Source organism: Flavobacterium sp. (assembly GCF_024710485.1).
In the GTDB taxonomy this organism is placed as follows: domain Bacteria; phylum Bacteroidota; class Bacteroidia; order Flavobacteriales; family Flavobacteriaceae; genus Flavobacterium.
Genome location: NZ_JANJUQ010000011.1, coordinates 24,221 through 40,394, shown reverse-complemented (window position 1 = coordinate 40,394; position 16,174 = coordinate 24,221). Strand labels below are relative to the sequence as shown.

Sequence of the window (16,174 nt, the reverse complement as noted above, 5' to 3'; positions counted from 1 at the left end):
ATGAAAAGACTTTTAGCTTACAGTCAGTTCGCTGCATACAAGTCGAAACAATTTCATAAAGCGTCAGTCCCAAAAAAACAACAATGCTAAACCTATTTATTTTGCTATTTTTGTAAGCAACACTTGATAAATTAATAATACCGCTCAATAAATAGGTAACTGACAAACACCCGTGATAAAAAAACAATCCCTACTTATACTTTTCATAACCTTGCTATTAACCCACTTTAGCATGGCGCAAGCCCCTGTAATCCAATGGCAACAGTCCTATGGAGGAAGCGGTAATGACTATGCTAACGACATCCAACCCACACCGGACGGCGGCTACATCTTAGTGGGCAGCAGCACCTCCAACAACGGCAACCTTACTGTCAATCAAGGCAATGCCGATTGCTGGGTAGTAAAACTCAATGCAACCGGAAACCTACAGTGGCAAAAATCTCTGGGCGGCAGTGCCAACGATATAGCTCGCAGCGTAGCTAACACAGCAGATGGCGGTTTCATTATAGCCGGAAGCACCGGCTCAAACAACGGCGATGTAACCGGAAACCACGGTGGTCTCAACGACTATTGGGTGGTAAAACTCAATGCAGCGGGTAACATACTATGGCAAAAAACATTCGGTGGTTCAAGCAATGAAGAAGCCCAAGTCATCCAAGCTACTGCAGCCGGCGGTTACATCATAGCCGGTGCCAGCAATTCCAATAATGGTGACGTATCCGGTAACCACGGAAACTACGACTCTTGGATAATAAAAATAGATGGGACCGGTAACCTGCTATGGCAGAAATCATTTGGAGGCACAGGTACCGACGAGGCTGAAGCTCTTGTGGCTACTGCCGATGGTGGCTTTATCATGGCAGCCTTAAGCAATTCGAATAACGGCGACGTTACAGGTAACCAAGGTAGCTTTGATTATTGGATTGTAAAACTCGATGCAACGGGCAATATACAATGGCAACAATCCTACGGAGGATCCGGTGGCGACGAACCAACCTGTATCCAAACTACCGCTGATGGTGGCTATATAGTGGGCGGAATCACCGCCTCTAATAATGGTAACGTGACCGGCAATAACGGACTCTATGATTATTGGGTCGTAAAGTTAAACAGCAATGGCAACTTACAGTGGCAAACTGCACTGGGCGGCTCAAGTATGGAAATTGCTTACGGCATACAACCCACACCGGACGGAGGCTATATAATAGCAGGAAACAGTGGCTCTAATAATGGCCAAGTTACGGGTAATCACGGAGGGTATGATGGCTGGGTGGCAAAACTCAATGCCAACGGTATTTTACAATGGCAAAAATCAATAGGAAGCGCCGCTGCCGACGGTATGGCAGCCCTACTCAATGCCAACGATAACGGCTATATTGTAGTGGGCTACAACAGTGCCGCTAATGGTGATGTAACCACCAACCAAGGAGGTGCCGATTGTTGGGTCGTAAAATTATCCCGTGACGCTTTAAACAACGCTTCCTTTAAAAATCAAGCGATTACCATCAGTCAAAATCCGGCAAACGAAGTACTCCAATGGCAAACCTCAGGAGATATTACGATTACAAAAATCAAAATAATCGACTCTAACGGTAAAATCGTGCTGGAACAATACAACAATACCAACACACTGAACATTGCCATGCTGGCCAATGGAATATACATTTTGGAAGCCTATGCCGAAAATGAAAAAATAACCACCAAGTTTATAAAAAAATAGCCTTGCTACCTCGCGAAATGAAACTCGACGAAGTCAATTCTTTCGCGAAGGATCACATTCAATAAAATAGTATCTTAAAAAGAATTCATTGACGCTATAGTTGTTTTTAGATTCTGACTAATCAAGAACCACATAAAAGGATTGACTCCGTCGAATTGCATTTCGTGCGGTAACAGAGTAACGGAACAAAAATGTACCGAGAACCATAGAAAAACTTCCCCATACTCTTCTTATATTTACCCCATAAAAAACGCAACGACTAGCGTTGCGTTTTAAACAAAATGCAGAAAAAAATAAACCTGTTCCGGTTTCCTCCTACGGATAAGTAAGGCCTTGACCCTTACCATCACAATAGCATGTAGATTTCTTTTGTCACAAAGTATAATTTTACAAGAGGACCGGAAACAGGTTGTATTTTGACACATAATAGGTTACATGTCCTTTTAATTAACCAAAAAACAAAACTCTTAAGTTTGGATACCGTTTAATAATTTCTGCTTAAACTGACGGTATTCCAACAAATGCTTTTCTATTTTTTCTCTAAAATCAAGATGATTACTCATATAATATTGATCACACTGCATATCATCGCATTCAGCATACCCTTCGAACTGTAATGCTAATTGCTGCAAACGATCTTCAAACAGTAGAGTGGCCGCTTTCAGCGCAGCCAGCTTTTCCAAAATGTTATGATACTTAGTAGCCGAGTTTACTTTTGAACCTTCAATAATCGAAGAAAACAACTTATAACAAAAAACCATCTCTACGCGAGCAGTAGACAATTCTTCTTTCCAATGGCGCAAATCACGCGCTACAAAAATGTTTTCTAAATTCACTATGGCCGGTCTTTGGGTCGTGTCATCAAACTGCATCATAGCACCTCACTTTTGGGTTGCTCAACTTCTATTATCGATATGGTTCTCATACCGGACGGAAATTGCCATTCTACTTCATCGCCTTGGGCATAGCCAAATAAGGCCAAGCCCATAGGTGATAAAAGGGAAAGTCGCTTTTGGGAAACATCGCTTTCCTCAGGAGCTACTATCTTAAAGCGTTTCAAACTCATCTCAGGCATGCGAAAAATTACAGTCGAATTCAATCGTACTACATCGCTCGGCATCTCAAGCTCCGGTTTTAACTCGGCCGCTTTCAATTCATTTTGCAATTTTCTGATAGCCGTTTTTTGCTCTTCATCATTCAAATATTCGGCACTGGCCAATATTTGTTTTACTTTATCATATTCACGTCTTTCTACTACTAATCTTCCGTATTTCATAGCCTTAGGGTTTAAATATTATGCTGAATTATGGGAATATCCCTCTTTGTTTGTAAGCCGTCTCAATGCGACTGATAGCCAAAATATAAGCCGCAGAACGCCAATCTATATTTTTCTCATTGGCAATAGAAGACACCTTCTTGTAAGCCTCACCAAGTTTGCGCTCTAATTTTTGCATCACTTCATCCATGGTCCAAATCTCTCCGTTTCGGTTTTGAAGCCACTCAAAGTAACTACCGATAACACCACCCGAATTACATAGAATATCCGGAATAAGACCGATGTTTCTTTCTAATAAAATACGCTCTCCTTCAACATCTGTCGGACCATTAGCGCCCTCAGCAACCAATGAAGCTTTAATCAAATGGGCATTGCTGCCGGTAATTTGATTTCCTAAAGCGGCAGGAATCAAGATGTCACAAGGTAAACTCATGAAATCTTCAGCCGGAATTTCAGTTGCACCGGTAAATCCTTTGATAGAACCTTGTACCGGTTTAGAATGTTCGTGTAAGCTTTCCGCATCAATTCCTTTCTCGTTATAAAGGGTAGCATGAGCATCTTGAACAGCTAATAAAGTGGCACCGTCAAGCGTTAAGAAGTGAGATACCCAGTATCCTACGTTTCCGTAACCTTGTACAATAAAGGTTTTTCCTTTTAAACTTTCGTTCTTGTTTTGGAACCACAACTTAATAGTCAAATAAACCCCAAAACCGGTCGAACGATCTCTTCCTTCAAGACCGCCTGTTCCTACCGGTTTTCCGGTAACCACATGCTTGTTGCAAGATCTTTCCGCAGCTGGCTTAGTCGACATATAAGTATCGGCTATCCAAGCCATAGTTTGCTCATTGGTATTCACATCAGGAGCCGGAATGTCATACTCAGGACCGATATTATCGCCCAAAGCAAACGTAAAACGACGACTGATACGCTCCAACTCTCCCGCCGAATATTCGCGTGGGTTTAGTTGAATTCCTCCTTTAGCACCTCCGTAAGGCAACCCTGCAAGTGAAGTTTTCCAAGTCATCCACATCGCTAAAGCCTTAGCATCATTGATGTCTAATGACGGATGGTAACGCAAACCACCTTTGTAAGGTCCTAAAACGTTATTGTGCTGTACTCGGTATCCGGTAAAAACCTTAACCTCTCCATTGTCTAACTTTACCGGAAAATGCACTACAATCTCATTGGTTGTAGCTTCTAAAATTTTTCTGATATTTTGATCTAAATTGATGTTGTCCGCTATCTTGTTAAATTGTTGCATAACGGTTTCATACATGCTGCTTTTTACAACTTTTGTATCCATATAAATTAATAATAATGTTCGCAAAATATTTTGTGGTTCTCTTTCCAATGACAATTAGCCAACTGTTCACAATTACTGCACAATCCTGATATCGAATTGTTTTTTAAAGCAGTTTGCTTGTTCACAGCAGTTTTAATTAAAACGTCATCGGTGGCTCCTTTCACACCATGGTGCTGAAGGAGTGTAGTAGTTTTGTGTCTTCTCTCAACAGACAGGTCTTCCGATTTCATCATAACACACTTTTTTACTGCTCCTCACTAAGCAAAGGGCATGCCATAAGAATATCATAAAAACCAAGATATTGATTTTCAATAGATTAAAAAACAAAAGACTATAACATGGTAAAAAATAACCGGGGAATTTTAGACCAACTGAGTAGAAATTCCTCATCTCACAAAAGCTTTTGTCGTAAAGTTTTGCGATCAATTTGAAGTATGGCGGCGGCCCTGCTCTTGTTACCTTCTACGGCTTCCAAGACTTTCAATATATAAGCTTTTTCAACGGCTTTCAAAGGCAATAATCCAATCTCCGATTCAGGCAACTCATATTTTAAATAACCCGGTACATCTTGTAAATCCAAATGGGTACCGCCTAAAATAATCATTCGCTGTATCACGTTTTCCAACTCACGCACATTACCCGGCCAACTGTACCGCATTAAAACCTCCGTAGCTTTATCAGACAACGTTACACCAAGTTTGTTGTATTCTGCCCCGTATTTTTGTAGCAACTGTTGGGTTATCGGAAGTAGGTCGGCTTTGCGCTCACGCAACGGAGTAGTTTCAATTTGCACCACATTCAATCGATAATACAAATCTTCCCTAAAAGTTCCTTTCTGACACAAAGCAGCCAAATCAACATTGGTAGCCGAGATAATACGCACATCCGTTTTTTGAGGCTTCTGAGAACCAATCATCGTAACTTCTTTCTCTTGCAAAACGCGTAATAATCGGGTTTGAACAGCCGGTGAAGCAGTGCCTATTTCATCCAAAAACAAAGTACCGCCTTGCGCTGCCTGAAATAACCCCATACGATTTTCATTAGCACCGGTAAAAGCACCCTTGACGTATCCAAAAAGTTCAGATTCCATCAAATGCTCGGGAATAGCACCACAGTTAACCGGTATAAACGGTTGGTTGGCTCTGTTACCTTGATAATGAATTGCTCGGGCTATTAACTCTTTTCCGGTGCCGCTTTCACCTTGAATCAAAACAGTAGCGGTCAGGTCTTTTACCCTTTCTATCACATCGGTCATTTTCAAAAACGACTCAGAAGTACCTACCATCCCGGCATAATGATGTGCTTTCGCAGTGTGTTTCTCCGCCACACCGACAGGCGTTGTCTTGACACTGACCGATGATTTTTCTAACGTTTGCTTGAGGGCTTTCTGAAACTCATCATAAGTAAACGGTTTAACCAAATAATCTTCGGCTCCGGCTTTTACAGCATTCAAAGCACTCTCTACCGAGGGAAATCCAGTAATCACCAATTTGGGAATCGAAGGAAAATGCTCCTCAGCATATTTCAGCAATTCAATACCATTCATGCCCGGCATCTGTAAATCGGTAATCAGCAAATCAATAGTAGTCTCCTCCAAAACACTGATGGCTTCAGTTACAGAAGAGGCTTTATAAGTGTGATAATCTAACGAATGCAAATGGCGTCGCAACAACTCCAACATATCGTAATTGTCATCTACTATGAGTACATTTTCTTTTTTTAATTTCATAAACTAGCTCTAAAATGGGAGAACTATGGTAAAAACGGTTCCTTTGGGTTGATTGTCGCGAATCAAAATATCGCCATGGTGACTTTTTACTATACCATGTACAACACTCAATCCTAAGCCTGTACCTTCACCCAAAGGTTTGGTGGTAAAAAACGGCTCAAAAACCTTGGCCTTGATGCTATCGGGTATACCCGGACCTTCATCGGCGATGGCAATATAAAAGAAATTTTTGTCATGGGTTACCTTAACTTTTATCGTACTGCCTTCGGGTGATACATAGAGCGCGTTAAGCAGTAAATTGAATAAGATCTGAGAAAACTGTACTGAATCGAGGCGCGCCTTGAGTTGGTCATCATCAAACTCCAAACGATAAAAAACAGCTTGCTTGGCAAACTTGTGTTCTAAAATAGACAAAACCTGAGATACAGTCGACTTGATTTCCACCCAGTCCGAACTATAAGGCATCTCGCAAGAAAAAAACATCAGTTTCTTCACTATTTCGCGAGAGTAAATGGCGGCACTTCTTATTTTGTTAACATCTTGAGCGCTTTGGGCATCCAGCTTTTTCTGAGCCAACAATTCGGCATAACCCAAAATATTACCCAAAGGCGTGTTAATCTCATGCGCTATTCCGGCAGTAATTTCAGCCAAAATCGACAATCGATCAACCAATTTTGCAGTATTGCGAACCACAGCCTCTCGTTCCTTGTTCAAATGCCTTTCATAAAAAGCCCCAATACTATTAGCTATTTCAGACAACAACACCTTTTCTTCTTTTAAAAAATGTCGCTTACTGAAAATCGGTTTGGGATAATGCACTTTAATAAAACCAAAATAACTTCCGTCCAAAGCATCAAGTCGGGACTCAATAAAAACGGTGTCCTTAGGCAAAACTCCTGTAAGGCTGTGAAAATCATCCAAACGAAGTTCAACTGTAGCGGCATCAGGATGTAACAGTGCTTTTTTAACACTTAATCCTACTGCTTTCAAAACATCGGCTACAGTACCTTCCTGTTGGTACAACAAATTGGAAACCTCATACAAACACTCCAATTCTTTAATACGTTCCTTCAGCTTTTCCTTTAAGGTAGTCGGATACATTTTCAGATTGTTTTTGGCATATTGCTGATAAAATTCAAAGGTAAGATTAAAAACAATAAAGTACTTTCTTTTCTGATTTCTTTGCAAAAAACAACCGCTCTTTTTTTGGATAAATCAAAAATACGACGAATCCGTTTGGCAAACCGGAGGAAAAAGTTTGAAATAAAAATTATGGCAATTTTGGTAAAATAATAAAGATATAACCAATGCCCAACCTAAAACAATAAGAATACCACACCAAAAACAGCAAATTACACTGTGTTTTTCAGAATTTCGCAAAAATCAAAGTGGCGTCTCTTTTGGTTTTTTCTGACAAGTTTTTATTCTATATTTGATTCTTTCAACCCATACTTCAAAAATGAAACGTCTCTTTATCTCGTTGGCTTTCATGGCCACAGCTTTCCTAAGCGCTCAAACCGATTATTCAGCCGTATACAATGGCGCCGCTTTTGTCCAAAACGGTGTCAAACTTTACGAAGAAGAAAAATACGATGCCGCCATGGCAGAGTTTCAAAAAGTACATGAACTCGATCCGGAATACGGAGCAGCACAATACGAAATAGCGCTCACCCTAGCGGCCCAAGAGAAAAAAGAGGCTTTAAAAGCCCATTTTGATAAGCTATATTCTTCCAAATGGATGAAAAAACTCCCTACACTCTACACCTTGTACGGCAGTTTTTTGAGTGATGAGGAGAAATACGCCGAATCAGAAAAAATATTCAAAGAAGGACTACAGTTCATCCCAAACAATACCAACCACCAATACAACCTGGCTATTTTATATTACCGAGCCAAGAAAGTACAGGACTGCATCGATACGTTAAAGAAAATTATTGCCAACAATCCTAACAGTGCCTCTTCACATTATTTATTAGGTTCTGTGGCGCTCGAGAATGGCAAAATTGTTGAAGGAAGCATGGCACTCCTATCCTATTTAATGATTGCACCAACCGGAAAGTTCTCTAAAAATGCAGTGTTCAAACTTAATGCCAAAATGGGCGAAAACTATTTGGAAAAAAACAAATTCGTTTTCTCTAAAACCGGAGACAATTTTGAAGAACTGGAAACCATTCTTCGCAACCAATTGCCTTTGCGCAGCGCCTACAAAATAGAATCTAAAATAGACGATGCGGTGACCCGACAAGTACAAGCCATTTTAGAATATACCCAAACCCACAAAATGGGTGATGGTTTTTTTGAAACCATCTATTTGCCTTGGTTAAAATCAGTAGCCGATAAAAAACAAATTGAAGGCTTCAGCTACTATATTTTGATGAGTTTAGAAGAAGAATTAGGCAAAACGCTATTGACACAGAAAAAGAAAATCCTGCAATTCAGTGAAGAATATATCGGCAAAGGCTTTTGGACCACTTTTGCCCGCAGAAAGATGAATCTGTTCGGGGAAGACAAAGAGGTAATCATCTATGTAGATGAAGGATTACCAAACCTGATAGGAAGTGTAATTAACGATAAAAAAGAAGGTAAATTCAAACTCTTAAACGAATTTGAAAACCTTGAAGGAGAACTCCAATTTGTCAACAATGAATTGCACGGATTGCAAAAATACTACAACGAAGAAGGAAAAGTATACGAAGAGAAAACCTTCGCTAACGGGAAACTGAACGGTAAACGCACCGTGTATTACCCTAATGGCAGCATAAGTTTGGAAGAAGTTTATAAAGACGGTGAACTTGACGGCAAATCAACTTCTTACCATGTAGCAGGCGGCATCAACTGCGACGGTACCTTTATCAATGGTGAAATCAACGGTACCTTAACCTGTTACTATCCAACCGGAACCAAGAAAAACGAAAGCAATTACGTAAACGGAAAATTGGAAGGTGTTTACAATACGTATAATAAAGTGGGCGACCTAACTTCGACCGAAAGTTACAAAAACGGCGAATTAGAAGGAAAATATATGAAATACTACGGCGGCAAAAACCTACAGGAAGAAGCGGAATACAAAGCCGGAAAAGTAGTAGGTTCGTTCAAAAAATACTATACCAACGGCAAACTGGAAGAAGAAATAGTATACCTAAACGGCAAAATCAGTGCCTCAACAGAGTATCATGCTACCGGAGTAAAATCGGGCGAATCGCAGTACAATGAAAAAGGCGAATTAATGGCCACTTCCTACTTCAATGCCTCAGGAGAGAAATATTACGACGAGGTTTTCAATTCTAAAGAAATCAAACTCATCCGCCAATACAGCCGAGACAACGCCAAGCCAACCGAAATCAACTTGGCCAGAAAATCATTCGAAATCAAAACCTTAGACGGCAAGGTAGTCGCTACCGGTGCTTTCGAAAAAGGCAGAAGAAACGGCCAATGGAAATTCCAATCGGCTTCGGGCAAACCGGAAACTGAAACCGCTTTCGTAAAAGGCGAAAGAGAAGGATTGACTAAAACCTACTCTAAAAACGGTTTAATCAATTCCATCAGCTATTACAGTAAAGATACTTTGCAAGGCAAAAACGATGTGTTTACCGACCGTAATTTAAGAAGAACTTACAACTACCGCAACGGCAATTTAAACGGACCATACAAAGTATTTTACGCCGACGGCAATCTCTTAACCGAAGGCTTCTACGACGAAGACGAATTGGAAGGCGAACGCAAAACATTTTCACAGTCGGGAGAAGTGTTAATGGTAGATCACATGTACAGAAACATTACCTTATCTACCGATTACTACAACAAAGGCAAAATTGTTTCAACACTTGTGTACGACCACAAATCGGGTCCTGTTAACCAAAGCATGAACAACGGCACTTATACTTCGGTATTCGAACTCAAAAACGGTTTCTTAGACGGTAAATACATTCGCAAAGACAAATTCAACAACCCAATGTTGGAAGGCGATTACAAATGTGGTTCACCCATCAATACATATAAAGAATACGGTCCGAATGACACCGTTTTGTTGGAGCAAAACTATTACAACGGCATGGTAAATGGTTTGTCTAAAAACTACGACTTAACCGGACATTTGAAAATTAGTTCCGAATACAACTATGGCGTGGAAAACGGCAAAACCATTCGATACTACCACAACAAATCGAAAATGTATGAGTATACCCAACAAAACGATGCTAAGGAAGGCGACTTCACTTACTACAACCTGAAAGGCGAACCGTTGATGACCATTTTCTTCTTAGACGATAAGCCACAGTACTACATCAAAAAATCAAAATCCGGCGAGTTGTCCGAAAAAGTGATCATCGAAAACGAAACCGGAACCTTAACATCTCACTATCCGAACGGTAAAATTGCGTTGCAAATTACGTTCAACAAAGGTAATAAGGAAGGTGATTTCATCATCAACAACGAACAAGGCAAACCTGAATACAAAGCGTTTTACAAAGACGATGTAGTGCACAACGACCGCATTGAATACTACGCGAACGGAAATATCTACCTCAAAGAGCACTTCGTGAGCAACGATTATGAAGGCGTTCAGGAATACTATAAAGAAGACGGAAAACCTTGGATCAAAGCCGAGTACAAAAACGATGAATTGCATGGTAAAACACAAATCTTTACCAATGGCGTACTAACAGTAACTAAGAAATATGACTCAGACTATTTGGTGGAAATTATCAAGTAAAACGATGCTAACCGTGGCTGTAGGACTAAGTGCTATGGCCACTTTTGCACAAAATAATTTCGAAACATACAAAAAACAATATCCCGATTTTAACGAATTAATTGTCAACAATGCTACTTCTTACACCATTAGTGTAATCGATAAGAAGTTAAAGGTAATCCAAGACAACCAATACGAATCGATGATATTGTCGGATAACGGCATTCAAAACAACAAAGAGAGTTTTTCCTATTCCGATTTTGTCAAACTGATTTCTTTCGATGCGTACACCATAGTGTCCAACGGCGGAAAAGAAAAGAAAATCAAAGTGACTCAAGCCTTGGAAAAGCAATCGCGCAGCGGAAGTATTTTTCACGACGATGTGAAAATCAAACAAATGTCATTCCCGAATTTAGAAGCCGGAGCCAAAAAAGTATTTGAATATACTACCGAATTTACCGATCCGAACTTGCTGCACAAATTCATCTTCGGCGAAGTACTACCGACGAAAAATACCAGCCTGGAAATCAAAGTCGATAAAAACGTTACTATCGGTTTCAAACTCTTTAATGATCCGAACCATCAGATTGTTTTCAATAAAATTGAAAAGAAAGATTACAACCTCTACCAATGGACGTTAAAAGACAGCAAACCGCTTAAATTTGAAGGCAATGCGCCAAGCGTTCTCTACAGTGTGCCGCACATTATTTTTTACATTGAAGATTACACCGCCGATAAAAATAAAGTAACGCTTCTTGGTGATATCCAACGAATGTATACCTACTACAGTAGTTTTGTAGAAAACCTGAACACCAAGGAAGACGCGGCCTTGAAAGAAATTTCTCAAACCATTACCGCCAACAAAGCCACCGAAGAAGAAAAGGTTAAAGCTATATTTTATTGGGTAAAAGACAACATCAAATACATTGCTTTCGAGAACGGCTACGAAGGATTTATTCCGCGCGAAGCCGCGTTGGTGAACGAGCGTAAATTCGGTGATTGTAAAGACATGGCGAGCATCATTTCGGCCATGGCCAAATACGCCGGAGTTTCTAATGTTTACTTGGCTTGGATTGGTACGCGCAACATTCCGTATTCATTCAGCGAAGTGGCCACGCCTTCTACAACCGATCACATGATCGCTGTGTACAAAAAAGGTGCTGACTACATTTTCCTCGACGCCACCGACCAGGAAACAGCCTACGGTTTGCCTTCGGCTTTTATACAAGACAAAGAAGCTTTGTTGTACAACGGCGACAAATACCAAATTGTCAAAGTTCCGATTACGCCACCAGCCAAAAACCTAATTTACGATTCGGTAGTCCTATCATTCCAAAACGAAAAAATATCGGGTTCCGGATGGTTGCAAATTTCGGGCTACAACCGAACCAATACACTCGGACAATTGGGCGATGCCTCGAATAAAACCCGCTTTGAAATGATTAAAAGTTTGGTCCTAAAAGGCAACAACAAGTTTACGCTGAACGATTATTGCGAAGCCAATCTGAAAGACCGAGACCTGCCGTATGAAGTAGGTTACGATTTCAATATTGAAAACTACATTGTAAAAGTAGATAAAGAACTTTACCTCAACTTGGCCTTCGATAAATACTACGAAAAATCCAATTTGGAAAAAGACCGCGAGATGAACTACGACTTCGATTTCTTAAACCAATTCATTTCTACCGTAACCTGTATCATTCCGCAAGGTTATGAAGTAAAGTATGTGCCTAAGAACTTTGAGTTAGATAATGAGCTGATTAAAGTACAACTGGCCTACCAATTACAAGGCAACACTGTTTCGATGAAGTTGACATTGGAAACCAAAAAAATCATGTTGGAGAAGAAAGATTTCGCCCTTTGGAACGAAACCGTTAAAAAACTCAAATCGGGTTACTCCGAAACCGTCATTTTAAAAGAAAAATAACCTTCCTAAATACAATTCCATGAAATGCAACTTTGCCGCTGGGCTTTCAATGATAGCGACCGTATTGTTTTCGGTATCGCTGCACGCACAAGATTTCAGTTTCCAAAATTACCATTGGGACGACAACAATAAAACCATTGATGTTCCGGCGCAATATAAAGACGAAAAGGAAGTGGTTTTGTCGCGCGTGACCAAAATCGAGTTGGCTTCTAAAGGAAAAGGTGCCGCTCAATACTACATGATACACGAACGCATCTACATCAACTCTAACGACGCAGTAGAACGCAACAATAAGGTATACATTCCGTTCAAAATGAATGAAAGCGTATTGGAAACCAAAGTACGTGTCATCCAACAAAACGGCAAAGTGACTTTGTTTGACAAAAAAGACATCAAAGAAGAAATAGACGAAGAAAAGCAAATCAAATACAACTATTTCGCCATTACCGGTTTGGAAAAAGGCAGCGTAATCGAAAAAATATTCATGCTGGAAGAATTCCCGGAATTGGACGGAAAAACCATGCGCATGCAATCGAGCATTCCTATTGTAAGCAACGAATTCCAATTGATTTATCCACGTCATTTGAAGTTTAAAACCAAATCGTCCAACGGTTTACCCGAAGCCGTAGAAGCCACCGCAACCGATACTTTGAAAAAAACACTCACGGTACTCGATAAAAACATTGCGCCTTTGGAAGACGACGAAAAGTATTCAAACCGTGATGTGTACTTGAAATTGTTCCGCTACAAATTAGATGAGAATTTTTATACCGGTGCTAAAAACATCAACAGCTACGCTAAATTTTCATCGAATTTCTATGACCGAATCAATCCCGTACTCGACAAAAAAGAGCTGAAAACCGTAGAAGATTTTTGCAGTCAGATTCCGAAATCGAACGATTTACAAGAGCAAATTTGGAACATCGAAAACAAAATCAAGAAAACCATTGCTTACAATTTATATGCCGACAATGCTGAGAGTATAGCAGCCATCATCAAGACCAAACAATCTAATAAAGTGGATTTGCTCAAATTGTATTCAGCGGTTTTCCGTCATTTTAAAATTGAAAACAAAGTAGTGCTAACCTCAGACCGTTTCCAAATTCCGTTTGAAAAAGATTTTGAAAGCTACGAGAATTTAGACGAAGCCTTGTTTTATTTCCCGGCCATCAAAAAATACCTCACGCCTACCGAAATTGAATATCGAATTCCGTTATTTCCGGACAGTTTAGGGAATAACAATGGTTTGTTCATCAGCGAAAAAATATTTGGCGGCGTTGGAATGGGCATCAGTGAAATCAACTTTATCGAATTACCTGGTGTAGAAATCACTACCGACCATATGGTGATTACAGTCGATTTTACAGAGGATTTGGAAAACCCTAAAATCACGACTTCAATTGATTTTGGTGGTTATACGGCGTTAAACTTCCAACCGATAAAAGACTTTACTTCCGCCGAGCAATACCAAACCATTTTGAAAAGTATAGCCGAAAATTATACCATTAATACCGAATATACTTCGCTCAAAACCGAAAACGACGGCGTAGAAAACATCGGTAAAAAACCATTTGTGATGCAACTGACTTTTGAGGGCAAAGATTTGATTCAGAATGCCGGCGGAAATTATTTATTCTCGGTAGGGAAACTAATCGGTAGCCAAATGGAATTGTACCAAGAAGACAAAAGAACGTTACCGGTAGAAATTGATCATCCGCATGCTTACCAAAGAACCCTCAAAATCATCTTGCCCAAAGGCGTTACGGCTAAAAACCTGGAAAAGTTTAACATGAACTTTAAAACCGATCTCAACCAAAAAACCGAAGCAGGATTTGTAAGCAACTACACCGAAAAAGACGGCGTAATTACGGTAACCAATACCGAATTTTACAATGCGGTGAACTATCCGTTGGAGAAATTCAACGATTACAAAAACGTAATCAATGCTGCCGCCGATTTCAATAAAATTGTCATCATGCTAACCAAAAGCTAAACCACAAATATCTATTTTGAAAGAACCTCTTCCCTAACCCGAAGAGGTTTTTTTTAGGCCGATATGACAATTGTCATTTTAATTAGCATGGAGTCGCCCTACATTTGTTTCTGAAAATTTGTAATATGTCTGTTTCATTAGTCCAAAAATATAACGTTCCCGGTCCGAGATACACCAGTTATCCAACCGTTCCGTATTGGGATGAAAGTTCATTTTCTTCAGCACAATGGAATCAAACTTTATTGCAAAGTTTTAGAGAAAGTAACGCTTCGGAAGGCATCAGTTTGTACATTCACCTGCCTTTTTGCGAAAGTTTGTGTACGTTTTGTGGTTGCCATAAACGTATTACCAAACGTCACGAAGTAGAAAATCCGTACATCGAAGCGGTGTTGAAAGAATGGAATATGTACTGTAATTTATTCCCGGAAAAAGCGATTATTAAAGAGATTCACTTAGGCGGCGGTACACCAACCTTTTTTTCTCCCGAGAATCTGGAACGATTGATTAGCGGTATCTTTTTGAGAGCTGAACGAGCAAAAGAACACGAATTCAGTTTCGAAGGACATCCGAACAATACTACCCGAGCACATTTACAAAAATTATACGATTTGGGGTTTCGTAGGGTAAGTTTCGGTGTTCAGGATTATTCAGAAAAAGTACAAACGGCCATTCATCGCATGCAACCGTTTCACAATGTAGCCAAAGTGACTTTTTGGGCTCGAGAAATCGGCTATACTTCCATTTCCCACGACTTGGTATTTGGCTTGCCTTTCCAAACTTTAGACAATGTGATTGATACCATTGAAAAAACCAATTCCTTGGCACCGGATCGTTTAGCCTTTTACAGCTATGCACATGTTCCGTGGATTAAAGGCAATGGTCAACGCGGATTTAAAGACGAAGACGTTCCTAAAGACGATGAAAAACGAAAACTCTACGAAGTAGGAAAAGCACTTTTGGCAGAGCGCGGATATCATGAAATCGGGATGGATCACTTTGCTTTGGCTGACGACAGCATGTACCAATCGTTTCAAGAAGGCAAACTACACCGCAATTTTATGGGATATACTGCTTCGAAAACGCAGTTGATGATAGGTTTAGGCACTTCGTCTATAAGTGACAGTTGGTACGGCTTTGCCCAAAACGAAAAAGAACTTGAAGCATACTACGAGCGAATCAACCGTGACGAATTGCCGGTATTCAGAGGACATATTTTAACCGAAGAAGATTTAATTATCCGCCAACACATTCTCAATCTAATGTGCCAATTCAAAACGACTTGGCATTACAACGAAGGTAACTTTAAAGAATTACACGAAGTCTTGGAAAGCTTGCAAGAAATGACTAACGACGGATTGTTAATCATTAAACCCAACAGTATAGTGGTGACCGAAAAAGGAAAGCCGTTTGTACGCAATATTTGCATGGCTTTCGACCTGAGATTAAAACGCCGCACACCACAAAATCAATTATTTTCTATGACAGTATAATTTGAATCTGTCATAAAGAAACATAAAAACAAAAACATTCCCATCA

Annotated in this window: 11 protein-coding genes; 5 read left to right on the top strand and 6 right to left on the bottom strand. The window is 40.0% G+C overall.

Annotated elements, in window-relative coordinates:
- The first annotated feature begins 232 nt into the window (after positions 1 to 232).
- Positions 233 to 1,720 (top strand): T9SS type A sorting domain-containing protein, encoded by a 1,488-nt coding sequence (locus Q0M21_RS02555; RefSeq protein WP_295334296.1) that lies wholly within the window; start codon positions 233 to 235, stop codon positions 1,718 to 1,720.
- Between the two features lie 467 nt (positions 1,721 to 2,187).
- Here the strand turns inward: Q0M21_RS02555 and Q0M21_RS02550 are convergent, their stop codons facing one another.
- The 6 genes from Q0M21_RS02550 to Q0M21_RS02525 form a co-directional block, all read right to left on the bottom strand.
- Positions 2,188 to 2,595, bottom strand: coding sequence for a hypothetical protein (locus Q0M21_RS02550; protein ID WP_295334293.1), 408 nt, complete (start codon positions 2,593 to 2,595; stop codon positions 2,188 to 2,190).
- Complete coding sequence (locus Q0M21_RS02545) at positions 2,592 to 2,996, bottom strand: GreA/GreB family elongation factor (protein ID WP_295334290.1); 405 nt, start codon at positions 2,994 to 2,996, stop codon at positions 2,592 to 2,594. Before Q0M21_RS02545 ends, Q0M21_RS02550 begins: the two co-directional genes overlap by 4 nt.
- Positions 2,997 to 3,024: 28 nt before the next feature.
- A complete protein-coding gene (locus tag Q0M21_RS02540) occupies positions 3,025 to 4,299 on the bottom strand; it encodes a Glu/Leu/Phe/Val dehydrogenase (RefSeq protein WP_295334287.1) in 1,275 nt (424 codons plus the stop codon).
- Positions 4,300 to 4,304: 5 nt separating this feature from the next.
- A complete protein-coding gene (locus Q0M21_RS02535; protein WP_295334284.1) occupies positions 4,305 to 4,532 on the bottom strand; it encodes a hypothetical protein in 228 nt (75 codons plus the stop codon).
- A gap of 158 nt (positions 4,533 to 4,690) precedes the next feature.
- Positions 4,691 to 6,028, bottom strand: coding sequence for a sigma-54 dependent transcriptional regulator (locus Q0M21_RS02530; RefSeq protein ID WP_295334281.1), 1,338 nt, complete (start codon positions 6,026 to 6,028; stop codon positions 4,691 to 4,693).
- A 9-nt stretch (positions 6,029 to 6,037) separates the two neighbouring features.
- Positions 6,038 to 7,129, bottom strand: coding sequence for a sensor histidine kinase (locus Q0M21_RS02525; RefSeq protein ID WP_295334278.1), 1,092 nt, complete (start codon positions 7,127 to 7,129; stop codon positions 6,038 to 6,040).
- Between the two features lie 358 nt (positions 7,130 to 7,487).
- On the opposite strand from Q0M21_RS02525, the gene Q0M21_RS02520 reads away from it, so the two are divergent.
- From Q0M21_RS02520 to hemN, 4 genes are all read left to right on the top strand, one after another.
- Positions 7,488 to 10,739, top strand: a complete 3,252-nt coding sequence (locus Q0M21_RS02520; protein ID WP_295334276.1) for a CDC27 family protein — start codon at positions 7,488 to 7,490, stop codon at positions 10,737 to 10,739.
- Entirely contained in the window at positions 10,705 to 12,645 is a 1,941-nt protein-coding gene (locus tag Q0M21_RS02515) for a DUF3857 domain-containing protein (RefSeq protein ID WP_295334273.1), read from the top strand. Before Q0M21_RS02520 ends, Q0M21_RS02515 begins: the two co-directional genes overlap by 35 nt.
- A gap of 19 nt (positions 12,646 to 12,664) precedes the next feature.
- Positions 12,665 to 14,638, top strand: coding sequence for a DUF3857 domain-containing protein (locus Q0M21_RS02510; protein ID WP_295334271.1), 1,974 nt, complete (start codon positions 12,665 to 12,667; stop codon positions 14,636 to 14,638).
- A gap of 125 nt (positions 14,639 to 14,763) precedes the next feature.
- Positions 14,764 to 16,128, top strand: coding sequence for an oxygen-independent coproporphyrinogen III oxidase (gene hemN, locus Q0M21_RS02505; protein ID WP_295334269.1), 1,365 nt, complete (start codon positions 14,764 to 14,766; stop codon positions 16,126 to 16,128).
- Positions 16,129 to 16,174 lie beyond the last annotated feature (46 nt).